The following is a 17,350-nucleotide window of genomic DNA, read 5'->3' on the forward strand; positions in this document are numbered from 1 at the left end:
GAAACAACCTATCAGGAAAACTGAAAGCTTCCGACTTTTTCTGTCACCTTGATTGAAGCTATCTTCCGCGCCCTGCGCCACCCTCAGGCTGGCCATTCCCATTCAAAATCGAGGAACCCGCATGCAAGGCGTGAAACGCAAACTGGTCTATGTCTCTTTATTCGAAGTGTTCGGCATGACCTTCTCGGCCCTGGGCCTGGCCCTGCTGTCCGGCACCTCGCCTAGCAGCACCGGACCGCTGGCGGTGGTCATCACCAGTATCGCGGTGACCTGGAACTTCATCTACACCACCCTGTTCGAGCGCTGGGAAAGCCGCCAGCCATCGCGCACCCGTACGGTCAAGCGGCGCATTGCCCATGCCGTGGGTTTCCAGTTGACCCTGATCGTGTTCCTGATCCCGCTGATCGCCTGGTGGATGGCGATCAGCCTGGTGCAGGCCTTTCTCCTGGACCTGGCGCTGATCCTGTTCATCCCCTGCTACACCTTTGCCTTCAACTGGCTGTTCGACCGGGTTTTCGGCTTGCCGGCCTCGGCCCTCCCCGATCCGGCCTGAGATACCCGTATCGGCAAATTGATCGTCGCCGAGACGACACCACGCTGTTAGATTCCCATGGCCATCCAGTACCACGAACAAGGAAGCGTCATGGGAACCCGCTGCAGAATTCTCGGTAAAGCCTCGTCCATCAATGTCAGGAAAGTCTTGTGGACCTGTGAGGAGCTTGGGCTTTCCTACCAGCAGGAAGACTGGGGTAGTGGCTTTCAGTCCACCCATACCCCCGAGTTTCTCGCCCTCAACCCCAATGCCCAGGTACCGGTGCTGATCGACGACGCCGGGGTCCTGTGGGAATCCAACAGCATCTGCCGCTACCTGGCCAACCTGCACCCCGGCAGCGGCCTGCTGCCCACGGCCCCGCGCGCCCGGGCCCTGGTTGAACAGTGGATGGACTGGCAGGCCACCGAGCTGAACCCGTCCTGGAGCTATGCCTTCATGGGCCTGGTGCGCCAGCATGCGGATTACCAGGACAGCCAGCGCATCGGCGCCAGCCTGCTGGCCTGGAATGCCAAGATGCAAATCCTCGAACGCCAGCTCGAGCGCTCGGGCGCCTATGTTCTGGGCGAGGATTTCAGCCTTGCGGATATCGTTCTTGGTCTCTCGGTGAATCGCTGGAAGATGACCCCCATGGAGCACCCGGCCTACCCCGCCGTGGCCGCCTACTACGAACGCCTCAGCCTGCACCCGGGCTTCATGCTGCACGGGCGCAATGGCATCGCCTGAGCTGGCCATCCCTCCTCTGGCCCATCGGAGATTCGAAATGAACGGACTTAACGTACTACTGACCGGCGCTTGCGGCAGGATCGGCAAGGTGTTTTTTCAGGGCTCCCAGGAGCGCCACCGCTTCACCCTCACCGACCGGGTGGAGCCGGACTTCGAAATCCCCGCGCCACACCGCTTCGTGCGCCTGGACCTCGACGACCCGCAAGCCATCGGCCGCCTGCTCCCGGGGATCGACGTCATCGTGCACCTGGCCGGCATTCCCCATGCCAGCGCCAGCTTCGACGAGTTGCTGCCGAACAACATCCTCGCCACCACCTACCTGTTCGAGGCCGCGGTACAGGCCGGTTGCCGGCGCCTGGTATTTGCCAGCAGCGCCCAGACCATCGAGGGCTACCCGGTGGACCGGCAGATCACCCCGGGCATGCCGGTGATGCCAGCCAACCTGTATGGCGTGAGCAAGTGCTACGGCGAGGCGCTATGCGCCTTCTATGCCGCCAAGCGCGGGCTGTCCTGCATTGCCCTGCGCATTGGTGCGTTCGAAGACCCGAAACACCACGAACTGACCACCACCCGCGACCTGAGCGCCTGGCTCAGCCCACGGGATGCAGTGCAGCTGTTGCAACGGGCAGTGGAAACCCCGGGGGTGCAACTGCTGATCGGCCACGGCATTTCCAACAATCGCTTCAAGCGCCTGGACCTCAGCGAAACCACCCGGGTGCTGGGCTACGAACCGGTGGACGATGCCTTCCAGGAAGATTTCGGCATTCCCATCACCTACTGAGCCACCACCGGGCACGCGCGGGTGCCCGGCGTTGCGCTATAAATCCGGCAGATGTAACGAAATACGACAATAAATCAGCGCATCCTCCGGTTTACGCACGTGGATTCACAATCCTTGGTTTCCGTTAGCAGGCTAAGATTTCCGCTCTGTGTCCTGTGGAATTCCCTGCATGCCCGCCTCTGCCCCGCTCACCAGCGACCTCGACCCTCAACGCGCCGCCGGCATCAGCGCGCGCATCGACCGCCTGCCTGCCATGGCCACGATCTGGCGCCTGGTGGCGCTGCTGTCCATTGGCGGTTTTTTCGAGCTGTACGACCTGTTCCAGACCGCCTACATCAGCCCGGGGCTGATCCGCGACGGGATCTTCGCCAGCGGCAACAAGGGGGTGTTCGGTTTTTCCGACCAGGCGGCCTTCGCCTCGGCGACCTTTCTCGGCCTGTTCCTCGGCGCCAGCCTGCTGAGCCCGATAGCCGACCGCTTCGGACGCCGGGCGATCTTCACCTTCGCCCTGATCTGGTACACCCTGGCCACGGTGCTGATGGGGCTGCAGAGCACGGCGCTGGGGATCATCTGCATGCGATTCCTGGTGGGCATCGGCCTGGGCATCGAACTGGTGACCATCGACGCCTACCTCAGCGAACTGGTGCCCAAGCGCATGCGCAGCTCGGCCTTCGCCTTTGCCTTTTTCGTGCAGTTCCTGTCGGTGCCGGCAGTGGCGCTGATGTCCTGGTGGCTGGTGCCCCAGGCGCCCTGGGGGATCTCCGGCTGGCGCTGGGTGGTGCTGGCCAGCGCGGTGTTCGCCCTGTTCATCTGGTGGTTGCGCTCACGCTTGCCGGAGTCGCCACGCTGGCTCGCCCAGCACGGGCGCTTCGACGAAGCCGACCGGATCCTGCAAGGCCTCGAGACCCGCTGCGCCCGGGACTACGCCAAGCCGCTGGATGAGCCCGAACCCCAGGCCGTGGATATCCAGGGCCGTGGGCGCTTCGCCGATATCTGGCAACCGCCCTACCGCCGCCGGGCCCTGATGCTGATCGTGTTTCACGTGTTCCAGGCCATCGGCTTCTTCGGTTTCGGCAACTGGCTGCCGGCGCTGCTGTCGGGCCAGGGCGTGAGCGTCACCCACAGCCTGCTGTACGCCTTCATCATCACCCTGGCCTATCCCCTGGGGCCGCTGCTGTTCGTGCGTTTCGCCAACCGCTTCGAGAACAAGTGGCAGATCGTCGGCTCGGCCCTGGGCGCCATGACCTTCGGCACCTTGTTCGCCCTGCAGAGCAGCGCCCTGGGGCTGATTGTCTGCGGGGTGATGATCACCTTCTGCAATGCCTGGCTGAGCTTCAGCTACCACTCCTACCAGAGCGAATTGTTCCCCACCAACATTCGCGCCCGGGCGGTGGGCTTCTGTTACTCGTTCAGCCGTTTGTCGACGGTGTTCAGCAGTTTGCTGGTGGGCTTTTTCCTCGAGCATTTCGGCACGCCCGGGGTCCTGGCCTTTATCGTCAGCAGCATGCTGATCGTGATCCTGACCATCGGCCGCTTCGGGCCGCGCACCCGCAACCTGGCCCTGGAAGACATTGCCCACGCATGAAGACGGCGCCGGCAGCGGTTGCCTGAAAGCGGCAAGACTTGTCCGCTTGCTGGCAGCCACGACCGGCGTCTTGAGCCAAGCCCTTGATATACAAGGGCGTATCAATCGGCATGGAACTTGCTAAAACCTCAGCCTAGTTCTCTTACACAGGTTCCCGATCATGTTGGTCAACGCCCAGAAATCCGTTTCGGTGCAGCCCACCTCGCGCACCGATATGGACCCGACTACCGCAGCCGCCAGCGCGCTGTACAGCGGCATGCTGCAACAGGCCCAGAACTCCGTGACCTATCCGGCGTCCCAGTCCTCCAGCCAGCAGGCCAACAGCGTGGACGACAACGTCAACGCCGCCTTCGCCAAGACCCGCGTGCTGCTCCAGGCCACGCCACCGACCGCCAGCGCAGCGCAGGCTACCAGCGCGACGGAAACCGGCGCGCTGAGCGAGTTCAAGGACTACATGAGCAAGACCCCGGAACAGCGCCTGCGCGACAGCATCCTCAAGGACATGGGGCTGACCGAGGAAGACCTGAAGAACCTGCCGCCAGAGCGCCAACTGGCGATCAACCAGGAAATTGCCCAGCGCCTGCAGGACAAGATGCAACTGGCCAAGGAAGAGAAAGACGCCAAGGACAGCGCCAAACCGGTGGACGAGAAGTTCCTCGCCGCGCTGTAACCCCGCTGGACGCAAAAGGGTTCCCCATGGGAACCCTATTTTGTGCCCGGCGAAAACCGGCTACTGCAACTGCAGGGTCGAGTTGAACTGGCTGATGGCATCCACCACGTGCCGCGAGCCCTGCTGGATCTCCAGGATCACCTCCCCCGCCTCATTCGCCAGTTCGACCCCGAGCCCGGTGCGGCTCAGGCTCGACTGCATGCTGGTCACCGCGCTCGTCGACAGGTCGTGGTTCTTGCGCACCACCTCGACGATTTCCACCGTCGCCTGGCTGGTGCGCGCCGCCAGGCTGCGCACCTCGTCCGCGACCACGGCGAAACCGCGCCCGTGCTCACCGGCACGGGCGGCCTCGATGGCCGCGTTGAGGGCCAGCAGGTTGGTCTGGTCGGCGATCCCGCGGATGGTCTGGACGATGCTGCCGATGATGTCCGACTGCTTGCTCACCGCATCGATGCTGTGGGCCGCTTCATTGAGGTCATGGGAAATCTGCTGAATGATTTCCACGGTCTGCTGCACCACCTCCGAGCCCTTCTGCGCACAGGCGTCGTTCTGCACCGAGGTGCTGTGGGCGGACTCGGCGGCGGAGCGCAAGGTGGTCATCTGATCGGTGATGTCGCTGGCGATCTTCACCACCTTGTACAGGCGGCCCTTGGTATCGAACAGCGGGTTGTAGGAGGCTTCGAGAAACACCGTCTGCCCATACTTGTTTTCCCGCTCGAAACGATGGGAGTGAAACTCGCCCCGGTTCAACGAAGCCCAGAATTGCTTGTACTCCGGGGATTCAGCCTCGGAACGGTGGCAGAACATGCTGTGATGCTGGCCAACGATTTCATTCAGGGTGTACTGCATGGTCTTCAGGAAGTTGTCGTTGGCGGTGATGATCCTGCCGTCAGGGCTGAACTCGATTATGGCCATGGAACGGCCGATAGCGTTCAGCAGGCTCTGGTTCTCATGTTCGACATGGATGCGTTCGGAGATGTCCGACGCCACCTTGATCACACTGCGCACCTGACGATCGGCATCGAACACCGGCATGTAGCTGGCTTCGAGCCAGATCTCCCGGCCACGCTTGTCCAGGCGCAGAAAAGTCCCGCTGACCGGTTCGCCACGCCCCAGGTCGCGCCACAGCTTGCTGTACTCCTCGCTGCGATAGAACTCTTCCTCACAGAAAATCCGGTGATGCTTGCCACGTATGTCTTCTGCGGAGTAGCCCATGACCTGGCAGAAGTTTTCATTGGCATCCAGCACGATGCCATCGGGCGAGAACTCGATCATCGCCATGGAACGACTGATCGCCGCCAACTTGGCGTTGGCCTCGCTCAGCGCACAGTTGAATCGTTCGATTTCCAGCAGGTCAGCCTTGTGATGTAGGTTAAACATGGTTGTATCACCTTCAACGCTGTCTTTTGATTGACGGAAGTTTCTAGTCTTTCAACTGATCCACCACAACGATCTATAAAACAGGGCAAGCGCCTCCCTCCATATGAGAGAGGAAGTGTCAGGTGATAAATGATGTTTAATCGGAGAGTCCATGTTGCAACGCTCTTATCAAGCCATCCTTTACTTGATGCCCCATTTCCGGGCCTGACCTAACAAAGTTAAGAAACTCCATCTAAATCGACACTCCTGATACTGCGGTGCCTCTAACTGCGCACTCTCGCCTTTATTCATGGATTCAATACTGCGCCCTGGATGAAGGTCGCACGCATACCGGTTACATCGGCGCAGGCCGCTCGGGACGGATACTCATAGGCCAACAGATACGAATTTTCACAATTGAGCATAGACAGCCGCAGTCTCTATGCAAGGCCACTAGTCAGTCTGTTTTCACAACTTTCGAGGTATTGAAGTGCATTCGCGACAAGTAACAAACAAGACATAAACAGAGCCTGTGGCAAAGCCCGGGAAGCTCCCGCACTAAAACTCTTCGAGGGTCGACAGAAACGCCTGGACCAGCACACTCGACTCCCGCCCCGGCGCCGCTACCAGGGCGAACTCCCGCTCCACTCCTGTGCTCAGTTCCAGCACCCGCAACCCTTCGCGCTGCACCGGTAACGTACTCTGTGGCACCAGAGTCACTCCCAGTCGCTCGCGCACCAGGCTGAAGGCACTGTTCCATTCCCGCACCTCCACCCGGACGTCGGCCAGGGGGATCCCGGCTTCGGCGGCCAGGCTGCGGGCGTTCACCGAACAGCCCCCGGTGGCCAGGACAAAGGGCTGCGCCAGCAAGGTTTCAAGGTCGATGGTCGAGGCCTGCCAGGGGTGATCTTCAGGTAGCACCGCGACCCACGAATCACGCCCCAGCAACCAAGAGCGGCGCTCGGGGGCCGGGTTGAGCACGACCCCAAGGTCCACCAGTTGCGCCTCTAGCAGCGTTTCGACTTCATCATCACTGACCTCCAGCTGCACCACCTCGATGCCCGGATACAGCTGCTTGAAACGCCGCAGCAACGGCGGCAGGAAAGTCGCCAGGACCATGGGAAAGCCCGCCAGTCGCACACTGCCTTGAGGAATGCCCCGCGCCGCGTCCACCTGCCGGCGGACCTCGGCCAGGGCCTCGAGCATCACCCGCGCCTGGGCCAGCACCTGCAAACCGATCGCCGTGGGCAGCGCCTGGCGGCTCTCGCGGACAAACAGCTGCACCCCGAGCATGTCCTCCATCTGGGCGAGGGCCTGGCTGGCCCCGGACTGGGTCATGCCCACCTGCTCGGCGGCCCGGGTGATGGTGGCGCACTCGGCAATCGCCACCAGCAGGCGCCAGTGCATCAGGTTCATCATGGCAGTAGCTGTCCTTATGGCAGTGTTCTGAAAGATTAATTTTACCCATGTTGCCGCCTTGCACGACACTGGCTCGCACGTTCACCAGAGACCTGCCGATGAAACTCTACTACGCCCCACAAGCCTGCTCCCTGGCCTCCCATATCGTGCTGCGCGAGCTGCAATTGCCGTTCGAGGCCATCCGCGTCGACAACCGCAGCAAGCGCACCGCCGACGGCCGGGACTTCCTCGCCATCAACCCCAAGGGCTACGTAGCCGCGCTGCAACTGGACGATGGCCAGGTTCTCACTGAAGGCCCGGCCATCCTGCAATACCTCGCCGACCTCAAGCCCGAGTCCGGCCTGGCCGCGGCCAATGGCAGCTGGGAGCGGGTGCGCCTGCAGGAAACCCTGAACTTCATCACCAGCGAAGTGCACGGGATCATGGGCTGGCTGTTCAATCCGGGGTTCGATGATGGGGTGAAAGAGGTGTTCAAGCAGAAGTTGTTCAAGCGCCTGGCCTTGCTCGAGCAGACGCTGGAACACCAGGACTACCTGCAAGGCGCGCAGTTCGGGATCGCCGATGCCTACCTGTTCACCGTCCTGCGCTGGACGGCATTGTTCGCCATCGACCTGGCGAACTGGCCGGCGCTGTCGCGGTTCCAGGCTCGGGTCGAACAGCGACCGGCGGTACGCGATGCCCTGGCGCTGGAACTGGCCTGAGGGGAGAGAGCACGAAGCCCGCGGGGCGGGCTTCGTCAAAGTGATCAGTGGCCGAAGATATTCACTTCAGTCTTCTTGGCCTTTTTTTCGGCGCGTTTCTCGTCTGCGCTCTTTGCCGGCTTTTTCTTGGCATTTTTCTTGGCGTTCATACCTTTGGACATGACGTTCACTCCACTGATGCGGGAAAGGCTTCAGGTATAGCACCTATAGTCGGCCAGGGTTCTTTTATAATCCGCCGGCCCCTGTTGCCAAATCCGGAAACCTCATGCCCGACCTCCAGATCAACCTGCTTGCCGAGGTTGAACGGCCCTTGCTGAACAAGTTCTATCGCCAGCACCGGTCATCCATGCGCGCCGCTTCCGAGGGCCAGCTCTGGGTTGCCAGAAGCAGTGAAATCATCGCTGGCATGAGCCTGAGCCCGACAGCTGAAGGCTATTGGCTGACAGGCCTGTTCGTCGCCCCGAGCAGTCGCGGCCAGGGGCTGGCCAGCCAGCTGGTGGGGCAGGCCGTGCAAAGCGTCGAAGGCCCGGTCTGGCTGTTCTGCCATCCGGACCTGCAGGCCCTGTACCGGTCGATGGGCTTCTGCAGCACGACCTGCCTGCCACACGCCTTGAACGAACGGCTGGCCCGCTACCAGCGCAGCAAACCGTTGCTGGCCATGGCCATCGACCGGCCTGGGTCGAGGCCCTGACACCGGGCGGGCCGGGGCTTATTCGTCGGCGTTGGGGTCGAGGTCGGGAAACAGCACTTCGGTGAAGCCGAACTTGCTGAAATCGCTGATCCGCGAGGGGTACAGCCGGCCGATCAGGTGATCGCACTCATGCTGCACCACCCGGGCGTGGAAACCCGAGGCCACGCGCACAATGGGCTCGCCCCTGGGGTCGAAGCCTTCGTAGCGGATGTGCTGGTAGCGCTGCACCGCGCCGCGCAGGCCGGGAACCGAGAGACAACCTTCCCAGCCCTCTTCCAGCACCGGGCTCAAGGGCGTGATCAGCGGATTGATGAGGATGGTTTGCGGCACAGCTTCGGCTTCCGGATAACGTTCGCTGTGCTCGAAGCCGAAGATCACCAGTTGCAGGTCGACACCGATCTGCGGCGCCGCCAGGCCGACGCCACCCACGCTTTCCATGGTCTGGAACATATCGTCGATCAGTTCCCAGAGCTCGGGGCTGTCGAACATTTCCGGCGGTACCGGCGGGGCGATGCGCAGCAGGCGCTCATCGCCCATCTTGAGGATTTCACGGATCATGATCAGGCTTCGTCAGTGGTCGGCTTGAGCGAGTGGTCCCGGCCCAGTCCCGAAACGTGTTGTTTTTCGTCGTGCTGGTCAAAGTCCTTTTCGCCAGGGTCCTTGCCTTCGGCCGACATGTGTTCGATCACCGCGTTCATCTCCGCTCCCAGCAACAGCACCGCGGCGGAGATATAGAAGTACAGCAACAGCACGATGATCGCACCGATACTGCCATACATGGCGTTGTAGTTAGCGAACGTCTTCACGTAGTAGGCAAACCCCAGGGAAGCGACGATCCATACCACCACCGCCAGCACCGACCCCGGGGTGATGAAGCGGAATTTCTGCTGCACATCGGGCATCACGTAGTACATCAGGGCCACGGCCACCATCATCAGCAGCACGATCACCGGCCAGCGCAGGATGGTCCACAGGGTGACGATGAAGTCCTCCAGGCCCACCTGCCCCGCCAGCCAGGCCATCACCTGCGGCCCCAGCACCATCAGCGCCGCGGCGGCCAGAAGCATGCCGGCAATGCCCACGGTGTAGAACACCGACAGCGGGAAGCGCTTCCAGATCGGCCGCCCCTCGACCACGTCGTAGGCGGCGTTCATCGCGCTCATCATCAGGCGTACACCCGCCGAAGCGGTCCACAGGGCGATGACAATACCGATGGACAGCAGGCCACCCTTGGACTGCTGCAATTGATCGATGACCGGGTTGACCTGCTCCAGGGCCTCGTGGGGCAGCACCAGCTCCGACTGCAGGCGCAGCCAGGTGAAGAAGTCCGGCAGATGGAGGAAGCCGATCAGGGCGATCAGGAACAGAATGAAGGGGAACAGCGAGAACAGCATCTGGTAGGCCAGTGCCGAGGCGTAGGTGGACATCTCGTCCGCGATGAACTCATTCACCGTGCGGATCAGTACCCGGTGCAGGGGCAAACCTTTGAGGTCCGGAAAAATCATAGCGTCTCCTTTCGCCGCAAAAAGGTTGAAGTCGATAGCGACTCAGGGGGCGTTTTCTACAACAAATTAGCCTAGTTGGCGAACCGCAACCATTTCCAGTGGCCGATTCCACTCTCTCACCCACACCTCACATGAAAACGGCCATCCGTGGATGGCCGCTGCAGTGGGTCATCGAACAGGCCGTTTTCAGGCCTTGTCGATGGTCTTTTTCACTGCGTCCTTGGCTTTGCCCACCGCTTGCTGGGCTTCGCCTTTCTTCTCCTGCAGCTTGCCTTCAGCCTGCAGCTTGGTGTTGTCGGTGGCTTTGCCGACACCTTGCTTGACGTTACCGATGGCTTCGTTAGCCAGACCTTTTGCCTTATCCGCTGTGCTGCCCATGGTATTTCTCCGTAGAACATTCATTGATCGAACAAAGGGGATTGCGTCGTTACCCAAGGTTGACCCGCGGCTTTCGCGCAGAGTTTCAATTATTTTTGCCGGGCATTTCATCGCGCCGCCCAGGTAGCGCTTTATGTTTGCCGGGCAACCCGGGAGAATGCTCCCCCTGTTCAGGCCAAGCACTGAAGATCCAATCCCCGTAGGAACGTTATGAAACTCGATAAAAAGCAGGCTATCGCCCGCAGGAACCAGGAACTGGGCGGTGCGGTGCTGGGCGTCAACAACTGCCACTTCGCGGAGCTGAACCGCAACCGCAATATCTGGTGGTTCGATATCCTGGTCACCCGCCTGGCCATCGGTCAGTACGAATGGGTGCACCTGCTGCTGCACACCCCGGACACCGATCAACTGCTGCACCTGAAAGTGCCTACGGTGTTCCTGCGGGAAAAACTCGAAGGCCTGGTGATCCGCAACGAAGGCAAGCGCAAGGCCGCCCTGAGCCTGGAGTTGAGCGCCGACAAGGACTCCTTCCTCAAGGACGTGCGCCCGGCCGGCACCGGCGTGAGCTTCGCCCAGTTCCAGCAGTAAGGCGGGCGCCGCCCAATAAAAAAGCCCCGCACTGGCGGGGCTTTTTTGTGGGCGCTGCGGCTTACTTCTTCACGCCGAGCTTCTTCAGCTCTTCGTCACGCAGCTCGCGGCGCAGGATCTTGCCGACGTTGGTGGTTGGCAACGCATCGCGGAACTCAACAGCCTTGGGCACCTTGTAGCCGGTGACATTGGCACGCATGTGCGCCATCACCTGCTCCTTGGTCAGGGTCACGCCCGGCTTGACCACGATGAAGATCTTGATGGTCTCACCGGATTTCTCGTCCGGCACGCCGATCGCCGCGCACTGCAGCACGCCCGGCAGCGAGGCCAGTACGTCTTCCAGCTCATTGGGATAGACGTTGAAACCGGAGACCAGAATCATGTCCTTCTTGCGGTCGACGATGCGGATGTAGCCATTGGGCTGGATCAGCGCGATATCACCGGTCTTCAGCCAGCCTTCGCTGTTGAGGACTTCATCGGTGGCATCCTGGCGCTGCCAGTAGCCCTTCATCACCTGCGGGCCCTTCACGCACAGTTCGCCGACTTCGCCCAGGGGCAGCTCTTCCCCGGCGTCGTCCACCACCCGGCACAGGGTCGAAGGCACCGGAATGCCGATGGTGCCGATCTGGATGTTCTGGATCGGGTTGACCGTGGCCACCGGGCTGGTCTCGGTCATGCCGTAGCCTTCGCAGATCGGGCAGTTGGTCACTTCCTTCCAACGCTCGGCCGCCGCCAGTTGCAGGGCCATGCCACCGGACAAGGTGACTTTCAGCGCCGAGAAATCCAGCTTGCGGAACGCTTCACTGTTGCACAGGGCGACAAACAGGGTGTTGAGGCCGACGAAGCCGCTGAACTTCCACTTCGACAGCTCCTTGACCATCGCCGGCAAGTCCCGCGGGTTGCTGATCAGGATGTTGTGGTTGCCCATGAGCATGATGGCCATGCAATGGAAGGTGAACGCATAGATGTGGTACAGCGGCAGCGGGGTGATGAGGATCTCGCAGCCTTCATTGAGGTTGGAGCCCATCAGCGCCTTGCACTGCAGCATGTTGGCCACCAGGTTGCGGTGGGTCAGCATGGCGCCCTTGGCGACCCCGGTGGTGCCACCGGTGTATTGCAGCACTGCCACGTCGCTGCTGGCAGGGTTGGCTTCCTGCACTGGCTGGCCATGGCCCTTGCGCAGAACGTCATTGAACTTGACGGCCTGGGGCAGGTGATAGGCCGGCACCATCTTCTTCACGTACTTGACCACGCTGTTGATCAGCAGGCGCTTGAGCGGCGGCAGCAGGTCCGCCACTTCGGTGACGATCACATGCCTGACCCCGGTCTTGGGTACCACGGCCTCTGCCAGGTGGGCCATGTTGGCCAGGCAGACAAGGGCCTTGGCGCCGGAGTCGTTGAATTGGTGTTCCATTTCCCGCGCGGTGTACAGCGGGTTGGTATTGACCACGATCAGGCCGGCGCGGATCGCGCCGAATACCGCGATCGGGTATTGCAGCAGGTTGGGCAGTTGCAAGGCGATTCGATCGCCGGGCTGCAAATCGGTATGCTGCTGCAGGTACGCGGCAAAGGCCCCGGACAGTTCGTACAGTTCACCGTAGGTGATTGTCTTGCCGAGGTTGCTAAAGGCCGGTTTGTTAGCGAAACGTTGGCAGGACTGCTTCAACACCGCCTGAATATTCGGATACTCGTCTGGATTGATATCGGCAGCAATCCCAGCTGGGTACTTATCCTTCCAAAAGTCTTCGATCATGGAAGCCCACTCCTCAGCAACGCGAATTCATCACCGCATTTGATGCGATTATTATTTGTCTGTGTTTTTTATTGGTGTCTATTGTTGGTGAGTCTGGCTTTTACTTAGGCCGAGAAGTCACAAAGCGCGCCGAGAGTAGCAGCTTTGGAAAAGGCCGACTAGAGCCAAAGAAGGCCTGAATAGTCACAAAAATGACTCAAGACATTTAAATAGTCACTTTTAGAGTAAAAATTCTACCCGCCTGAATTCCGCTCTGGCCCGGGGCTTTGCGCCCCTCGGAATGCAGAGCGGGCAAGCCGGTTGCGCCAACCGGCTTGCCCGCCAGGTAAAAGCCCTGGGCTCAAGCGATATCGCGCAACTCGCGGCGCAGGATCTTGCCCACCGGGGTCATCGGCAAAGAGTCACGCAGCACAATGTGCTTGGGCACCTTGTAGCCGGTGAAATTCTCTTTGCAGTAGGCCTTGAGCTCTTCAAGGCTGACCCCCGCCTCACGCGGCACCACAAACAGCTTCACCGCCTCGCCGGAACGCTCGTCCGGTATGCCGATGACTGCACAGTTGGCGACTTTCGGGTGAGCCATGACCACATCCTCGATCTCGTTCGGGTACACGTTGAAACCCGAGACGATGATCATGTCCTTCTTGCGATCGACAATGCGCACGAAACCGTCCGGATCGATCACCGCGATATCACCGGACTTGAACCAGCCCTCGGCATCCAGCACTTCGGCGGTGGCCTCGGGTTTGTTCCAGTAGCCCTTCATGATCTGCGGGCCCTTGATGCACAGCTCGCCCCGCTCGCCCAGCGGCAGCTCGACGCCCTGGTCATCGATGATCTTCAAGGTGGTGCCCGGTACCGGCAGGCCGACGGTGCCCAACCGCGAACGCTCGCCATAGGGGTTGGTACAGGCCACCGGCGAGGTTTCGGTCAGCCCGTAGCCTTCGGTGATCCGGCAGCCGGTCAGCTTCTGCCAGCGCTCGGCGGTAGCCTTGACCAGGGCCGTGCCGCCAGAGTTGGTGAGCTTCAGATTGGAAAAATCCAGGTTCTTGAAATCCGGGTGATCCATCAGTGCCACAAACAGCGTGTTGAGCCCCAGTAGCGCAGAAAAACGCCACTTCTTCAGCTCCTTGATGAAGCCGCCGATGTCCCGCGGGTTGGTGATCAGCACGTTGTGGTTGCCGGTCACCATCATGCACATGCAGTTCGCGGTGAAGGCATAGATGTGGTACAGCGGCAGCGGCGCGATCATCACCTCCTGGCCTTCACGCCACTGGGTGTGGCCGTCGGGCCCATGCTGGCCGAGGCAGGCCCGCGCCTGCTGCATGTTGGCCACCAGGTTGCCGTGGGTCAGCATCGCGCCCTTGGCCAGGCCGGTGGTGCCCCCGGTGTACTGCAGCACCGCAACATCGTCGTGGCCCACCTGCAGCGGCTTGATGCTCTGGCCACGCCCCAGGCGCAGGGCACTCTTGAAGGAAATGGCCTGGGGCAGGTGGTAGGCCGGCACCATCTTCTTGACCTTGTCCACCACGGTATTGATCAGCCAGCCCTTGGCGCTGGGCATCATGTCGCCCATCCGGGCCTCGATCAGGAACTGGATATCGGTATCCCCCAGCACTTCCTGGACCTTCTGGCCGAAGATGTTCAGGTAGACCAAGGCCCGGGCCCCGCAATCCTTGAACTGGTGGCGCATCTCCCGCGCGGTGTACAGCGGGTTGGTATTGACCACCACCAGCCCTGCGCGCAAGGCTCCGAATACCGCGATCGGGTACTGCAAAACGTTGGGCATCTGCACCGCAATACGGTCTCCCGGAACCAGATCGGTATGGCTTTGCAGATAACCGGCGAAGGCCGCGCTGTAGCGTTCCAGCTCGGCGTAGGTGAGGGTCACGCCCATGTTGCTGAAGGCCGGGCGATCAGCGAATTTCTTGCAGGAACGCTCAAACACCTCGATCACCGACTTGAAGGCCCCCAGGTCGATCTCGTTGGGGACGCCAGCGGGGCGCTTATCATTCCAGAAATCAGGTTGCATTATTCTTGTCCTCTCTTGTACCTGAGCTGTCCGGGCCGCCACTGCAACGCTCTCAGGGGCGGGGCTCCTCGGACGTTAGCAGCTATGGCGATTCAGGCAAATATGCGCAAGTGTGTCATTAATTTTGTGAATCTTGCTTCCAACGGGCGCGCGAATCAGACGCCCAGGCACCGATGCGCTATAAAGTGCAGCGTCTTCGAGCAAAGGAATCGCCATGACCCATGACACGTTCTGGTTGACCACGAGCGACCACCACCGCCTCTTCGTCAACCAGTGGCTGCCCGAACCGCCACTCAAGGCGGTGGTCCTGCTGTCCCACGGCATGGCCGAGCACAGCGGGCGCTATGCGCGCCTGGCCCAGGCCTTGTGCGCCGAAGGCTATGCCGTCTACGCCCCCGACCAGCGTGGCCACGGCAAGACGGCGGAACAGGGGGTGCTGGGCCACTACGCAGACCAGAACGGCTGGAGCAAGGTGGTCGGCGACCTGGCCAGCCTCAACCAGCACATCGGCCAGCAGCACCCCGGCACGCCCATCGTACTGCTGGGCCACAGCATGGGCAGCTACATCGCCCAGGCCTATCTGCAACATCACAGCGCTAGCCTGCACGGGGCGATTCTCAGCGGCTCGAATTTCCAGCCGGTGGCGCTGTACCGCGTCGCCAGCCTGATCGCCCGCATCGAACGCTGGCGCCAGGGCGGCCAGGGGCGCAGCGCACTGATCGAATGGCTGTCCTTCGGTTCGTTCAACAAGGCGTTCAAACCCAATCGCACCGCCTTCGACTGGCTCAGCCGCGACCCGGCGGAAGTCGACAAGTACGTGGCCGATCCATTGTGCGGCTTTCGTTGCACCAACCAGTTGTGGATCGATCTGCTGGGCGGGCTGCAGCAAATCAGCAAGATTGCCAACCTCAAGCAGATCGATCCGGGCCTGCCGCTGCTGGTAATGGGTGGTGAATGTGATCCGGTGAGCGCTGGCAAGCGTCTCAAGGATCTGGCCAACGCGTTGCGCGAGGCCGGCAGCCAGTGCCTGCAACTCAATATCTACCCCCAGGCACGTCATGAGCTGTTCAACGAAAGCAACCGTGACCAAGTGACCCACGACGTGCTGGCCTGGCTCGACCAGGCCCTGCAGCACCGCCGGCCACCGCGGTCGGAATAGCCGGTGCGCAGCCAGTGCGCTTATTTATCTGTCAGAGGATTTCAGCAACATGACCCAGGTAACCAACACGCCTTACGAAGCCCTGGAAGTCGGCCAGACCGCCCAGTACAGCAAGACCGTCGAGGAGCGTGACATCCAGCTGTTCGCCGCCATGTCCGGCGACCACAACCCGGTGCACCTGGACCCAGAGTTCGCCGCCGCCACCATGTTCAAGGAGCGCATCGCCCACGGCATGTTCAGCGGTGCGCTGATCAGTGCCGCCGTGGCCTGCGAGCTGCCAGGCCCGGGCACCATCTACATCGGCCAGCAGATGAGCTTCCAGAAGCCGGTGAAGATTGGCGACACCCTGACCGTGCGCCTGGAGATCCTCGAAAAACTGCCCAAGTTCCGCGTGCGCATCGCCACCCGCGTGTTCAACCAGCGCGATGAGCTGGTGGTGGACGGCGAAGCCGAGATTCTCGCGCCACGCAAGCAACAGACCGTGACCCTGCCGACCCTGCCAGCCATCACCATCGGCTGAGTCTCGCTCCCCAGGAGCCGGCTTGTCGGCGAAGGCTATGCCGGCGCTTTCGCCGGCAAGCCGGCTCCTACTGTTTGCCGCCCTCCTCCACCTGCACACTGGCTGTCATGCCGGCGCTCAGGTTGATGCCTTCGGGCACCTTGTCGAGCTTGATCCGCACCGGAATCCGTTGGGCCAGGCGTACCCAGTTGAAGGTCGGCTCCACTTCCGCCAGCAGTTGCCCGTCAGGTGTGGCATTACGGTCGGTGATCCCCCGGCTGATGCTTTCCACATGGCCTTGCAGGGCATCACCGGCGCTCATCAGCCAGACCTTCACCGGGTCGCCGACCTGGATCCGCGGCAACTTGGTTTCCTCGAAATAGGCCTGGACATAGAAGGTCGAGTCATCGATCAGCGCCATCACCGGCTGCCCGGCATTGACGTAGTTACCCTCGGCCAGGCGCAAGTTGGTGATATGCCCGTCACGGGGCGCATGCACCTGGCTACGGGCCAGGTTCAATTCGGCGACCTTGGCCTCGGCCTGGGCCTGGCGCAGCTCGCCACGGGCAATGCCGGCGTTGATCTGGGCGTTTTCGCGCAGCTCGGCGCTGATGGCCTGGGGGCCAAGAGCAGCGCGGCGGCTGGCTTCATGTTCGCGCAGGCTCAACTGCTGCTGGCGGGTCTGCACCACCGCCTGGGCTTTTTCCAGGGCGGCCTCGAAACGGTCGCGGTCGATGCTCAGCAACAGCTCGCCGGCCTTGACTGGCTGGTTGTCCGCCACCTTGAGCTCGCGCACCCAGCCGGACACATCCGGGGCGACTATCACCACGTCGGCGCGGATCCGCGCATCGCGGGTCCAGGGCGTAAGCATGTAGTACTGCCACAGGTGATAACCGGCAAAGATCGCCACCGCCACCAGGCAGAGGGTAAACACGACACGTACGGGTGTACGCATGA

18 protein-coding genes and 1 pseudogene are annotated in these 17,350 nt (G+C 61.5%); 10 read left to right on the forward strand and 9 right to left on the reverse strand.

The features are described from left to right. The first annotated feature begins 121 nt into the window (after positions 1–121). The 5 genes from AC1RCO_RS17685 to AC1RCO_RS17705 all read left to right on the forward strand — a co-directional run bounded on the left by AC1RCO_RS17685 (position 122) and on the right by AC1RCO_RS17705 (position 4,312). Entirely contained in the window at positions 122–553 is a 432-nt protein-coding gene (locus tag AC1RCO_RS17685; protein ID WP_015636721.1) for a PACE efflux transporter, read from the forward strand. Between the two features lie 90 nt (positions 554–643). Continuing rightward, positions 644–1,276, forward strand: coding sequence for a glutathione S-transferase family protein (locus AC1RCO_RS17690; protein WP_011062840.1), 633 nt, complete (start codon positions 644–646; stop codon positions 1,274–1,276). A 37-nt stretch (positions 1,277–1,313) separates the two neighbouring features. After that, entirely contained in the window at positions 1,314–2,057 is a 744-nt protein-coding gene (locus tag AC1RCO_RS17695) for an NAD-dependent epimerase/dehydratase family protein (protein ID WP_015636722.1), read from the forward strand. A 169-nt stretch (positions 2,058–2,226) separates the two neighbouring features. Continuing rightward, on the forward strand, positions 2,227–3,642 hold the full coding sequence (locus tag AC1RCO_RS17700; RefSeq protein WP_492617904.1) for an MFS transporter: 1,416 nt from the start codon (positions 2,227–2,229) through the stop codon (positions 3,640–3,642). A gap of 160 nt (positions 3,643–3,802) precedes the next feature. Continuing rightward, positions 3,803–4,312 (forward strand): hypothetical protein, encoded by a 510-nt coding sequence (locus AC1RCO_RS17705; RefSeq protein WP_011062843.1) that lies wholly within the window; start codon positions 3,803–3,805, stop codon positions 4,310–4,312. 60 nt (positions 4,313–4,372) lie between these two features. Here the strand turns inward: AC1RCO_RS17705 and AC1RCO_RS17710 are convergent, their stop codons facing one another. The 3 genes and pseudogenes from AC1RCO_RS17710 to AC1RCO_RS17720 form a co-directional block, all read right to left on the reverse strand. Then, the gene (locus AC1RCO_RS17710; protein WP_225368817.1) at positions 4,373–4,912 is read right to left on the reverse strand and encodes a methyl-accepting chemotaxis protein; all 540 of its coding nucleotides are present in this window, start codon (positions 4,910–4,912) and stop codon (positions 4,373–4,375) included. Positions 4,913–4,918: 6 nt separating this feature from the next. Next, positions 4,919–5,692 (reverse strand): annotated as a pseudogene (locus tag AC1RCO_RS17715) (PAS domain-containing protein); the annotation flags it as partial. Between the two features lie 537 nt (positions 5,693–6,229). Continuing rightward, positions 6,230–7,090 carry a LysR family transcriptional regulator gene (locus AC1RCO_RS17720; RefSeq protein ID WP_041774414.1) on the reverse strand — a complete coding sequence of 287 codons (861 nt, stop codon included), beginning with the start codon at positions 7,088–7,090 and terminating at the stop codon, positions 6,230–6,232. 98 nt (positions 7,091–7,188) lie between these two features. Between AC1RCO_RS17720 and gstA the strand changes: the two genes are divergently transcribed. After that, entirely contained in the window at positions 7,189–7,791 is a 603-nt protein-coding gene (gene gstA, locus AC1RCO_RS17725; RefSeq protein WP_011062846.1) for a glutathione transferase GstA, read from the forward strand. Positions 7,792–8,056: 265 nt separating this feature from the next. Beyond that, on the forward strand, positions 8,057–8,482 hold the full coding sequence (locus tag AC1RCO_RS17730) for a GNAT family N-acetyltransferase (protein ID WP_492617905.1): 426 nt from the start codon (positions 8,057–8,059) through the stop codon (positions 8,480–8,482). A gap of 18 nt (positions 8,483–8,500) precedes the next feature. On the opposite strand, the gene def is transcribed toward AC1RCO_RS17730, so the two are convergent. From def to AC1RCO_RS17745, 3 genes are all read right to left on the reverse strand, one after another. Next, positions 8,501–9,040 (reverse strand): peptide deformylase, encoded by a 540-nt coding sequence (def, locus tag AC1RCO_RS17735; RefSeq protein WP_011062848.1) that lies wholly within the window; start codon positions 9,038–9,040, stop codon positions 8,501–8,503. A gap of 2 nt (positions 9,041–9,042) precedes the next feature. Beyond that, positions 9,043–9,987 carry a YihY/virulence factor BrkB family protein gene (locus tag AC1RCO_RS17740; RefSeq protein WP_015636729.1) on the reverse strand — a complete coding sequence of 315 codons (945 nt, stop codon included), beginning with the start codon at positions 9,985–9,987 and terminating at the stop codon, positions 9,043–9,045. Positions 9,988–10,173: 186 nt separating this feature from the next. Next, on the reverse strand, positions 10,174–10,365 hold the full coding sequence (locus AC1RCO_RS17745) for a CsbD family protein (protein ID WP_011062850.1): 192 nt from the start codon (positions 10,363–10,365) through the stop codon (positions 10,174–10,176). Between the two features lie 210 nt (positions 10,366–10,575). Here AC1RCO_RS17745 and AC1RCO_RS17750 point away from each other — a divergent pair, with 210 nt between their 5' ends. Further along, positions 10,576–10,953, forward strand: coding sequence for a hypothetical protein (locus AC1RCO_RS17750; protein ID WP_015636730.1), 378 nt, complete (start codon positions 10,576–10,578; stop codon positions 10,951–10,953). A gap of 61 nt (positions 10,954–11,014) precedes the next feature. On the opposite strand, the gene fadD1 is transcribed toward AC1RCO_RS17750, so the two are convergent. Beyond that, positions 11,015–12,706, reverse strand: a complete 1,692-nt coding sequence (gene fadD1, locus AC1RCO_RS17755; RefSeq protein ID WP_011062852.1) for a long-chain-fatty-acid--CoA ligase FadD1 — start codon at positions 12,704–12,706, stop codon at positions 11,015–11,017. 340 nt (positions 12,707–13,046) lie between these two features. Next, positions 13,047–14,735, reverse strand: coding sequence for a long-chain-fatty-acid--CoA ligase FadD2 (gene fadD2 / locus AC1RCO_RS17760; protein WP_011062853.1), 1,689 nt, complete (start codon positions 14,733–14,735; stop codon positions 13,047–13,049). Positions 14,736–14,949: 214 nt separating this feature from the next. On the opposite strand from fadD2, the gene AC1RCO_RS17765 reads away from it, so the two are divergent. Further along, positions 14,950–15,894 (forward strand): alpha/beta hydrolase, encoded by a 945-nt coding sequence (locus AC1RCO_RS17765; RefSeq protein WP_011062854.1) that lies wholly within the window; start codon positions 14,950–14,952, stop codon positions 15,892–15,894. Positions 15,895–15,943: 49 nt separating this feature from the next. Continuing rightward, the gene (locus tag AC1RCO_RS17770; protein ID WP_011062855.1) at positions 15,944–16,414 is read left to right on the forward strand and encodes a MaoC family dehydratase; all 471 of its coding nucleotides are present in this window, start codon (positions 15,944–15,946) and stop codon (positions 16,412–16,414) included. Between the two features lie 67 nt (positions 16,415–16,481). On the opposite strand, the gene AC1RCO_RS17775 is transcribed toward AC1RCO_RS17770, so the two are convergent. Next, positions 16,482–17,348: an efflux RND transporter periplasmic adaptor subunit gene (locus tag AC1RCO_RS17775; RefSeq protein ID WP_011062856.1), complete on the reverse strand. Its 867-nt coding sequence runs from the start codon at positions 17,346–17,348 to the stop codon at positions 16,482–16,484. Positions 17,349–17,350 lie beyond the last annotated feature (2 nt).

Source organism: Pseudomonas sp. GW823-FHT03E05 (assembly GCF_058796855.1).

Bases quoted from the DNA above. Each gene is read 5' to 3' on its own strand.
- AC1RCO_RS17685 (WP_015636721.1), top strand. From the start codon at position 122: ATGCAAGGCGTGAAACGCAAACTGGTCTATGTCTCTTTATTCGAAGTG.
- AC1RCO_RS17690 (WP_011062840.1), top strand. From the start codon at position 644: ATGGGAACCCGCTGCAGAATTCTCGGTAAAGCCTCGTCCATCAATGTC.
- AC1RCO_RS17695 (WP_015636722.1), top strand. From the start codon at position 1,314: ATGAACGGACTTAACGTACTACTGACCGGCGCTTGCGGCAGGATCGGC.
- AC1RCO_RS17700 (WP_492617904.1), top strand. From the start codon at position 2,227: ATGCCCGCCTCTGCCCCGCTCACCAGCGACCTCGACCCTCAACGCGCC.
- AC1RCO_RS17705 (WP_011062843.1), top strand. From the start codon at position 3,803: ATGTTGGTCAACGCCCAGAAATCCGTTTCGGTGCAGCCCACCTCGCGC.
- AC1RCO_RS17710 (WP_225368817.1), bottom strand. From the start codon at position 4,912: ATGACCACCTTGCGCTCCGCCGCCGAGTCCGCCCACAGCACCTCGGTG.
- AC1RCO_RS17720 (WP_041774414.1), bottom strand. From the start codon at position 7,090: ATGATGAACCTGATGCACTGGCGCCTGCTGGTGGCGATTGCCGAGTGC.
- gstA (WP_011062846.1), top strand. From the start codon at position 7,189: ATGAAACTCTACTACGCCCCACAAGCCTGCTCCCTGGCCTCCCATATC.
- AC1RCO_RS17730 (WP_492617905.1), top strand. From the start codon at position 8,057: ATGCCCGACCTCCAGATCAACCTGCTTGCCGAGGTTGAACGGCCCTTG.
- def (WP_011062848.1), bottom strand. From the start codon at position 9,040: ATGATCCGTGAAATCCTCAAGATGGGCGATGAGCGCCTGCTGCGCATC.
- AC1RCO_RS17740 (WP_015636729.1), bottom strand. From the start codon at position 9,987: ATGATTTTTCCGGACCTCAAAGGTTTGCCCCTGCACCGGGTACTGATC.
- AC1RCO_RS17745 (WP_011062850.1), bottom strand. From the start codon at position 10,365: ATGGGCAGCACAGCGGATAAGGCAAAAGGTCTGGCTAACGAAGCCATC.
- AC1RCO_RS17750 (WP_015636730.1), top strand. From the start codon at position 10,576: ATGAAACTCGATAAAAAGCAGGCTATCGCCCGCAGGAACCAGGAACTG.
- fadD1 (WP_011062852.1), bottom strand. From the start codon at position 12,706: ATGATCGAAGACTTTTGGAAGGATAAGTACCCAGCTGGGATTGCTGCC.
- fadD2 (WP_011062853.1), bottom strand. From the start codon at position 14,735: ATGCAACCTGATTTCTGGAATGATAAGCGCCCCGCTGGCGTCCCCAAC.
- AC1RCO_RS17765 (WP_011062854.1), top strand. From the start codon at position 14,950: ATGACCCATGACACGTTCTGGTTGACCACGAGCGACCACCACCGCCTC.
- AC1RCO_RS17770 (WP_011062855.1), top strand. From the start codon at position 15,944: ATGACCCAGGTAACCAACACGCCTTACGAAGCCCTGGAAGTCGGCCAG.
- AC1RCO_RS17775 (WP_011062856.1), bottom strand. From the start codon at position 17,348: ATGCGTACACCCGTACGTGTCGTGTTTACCCTCTGCCTGGTGGCGGTG.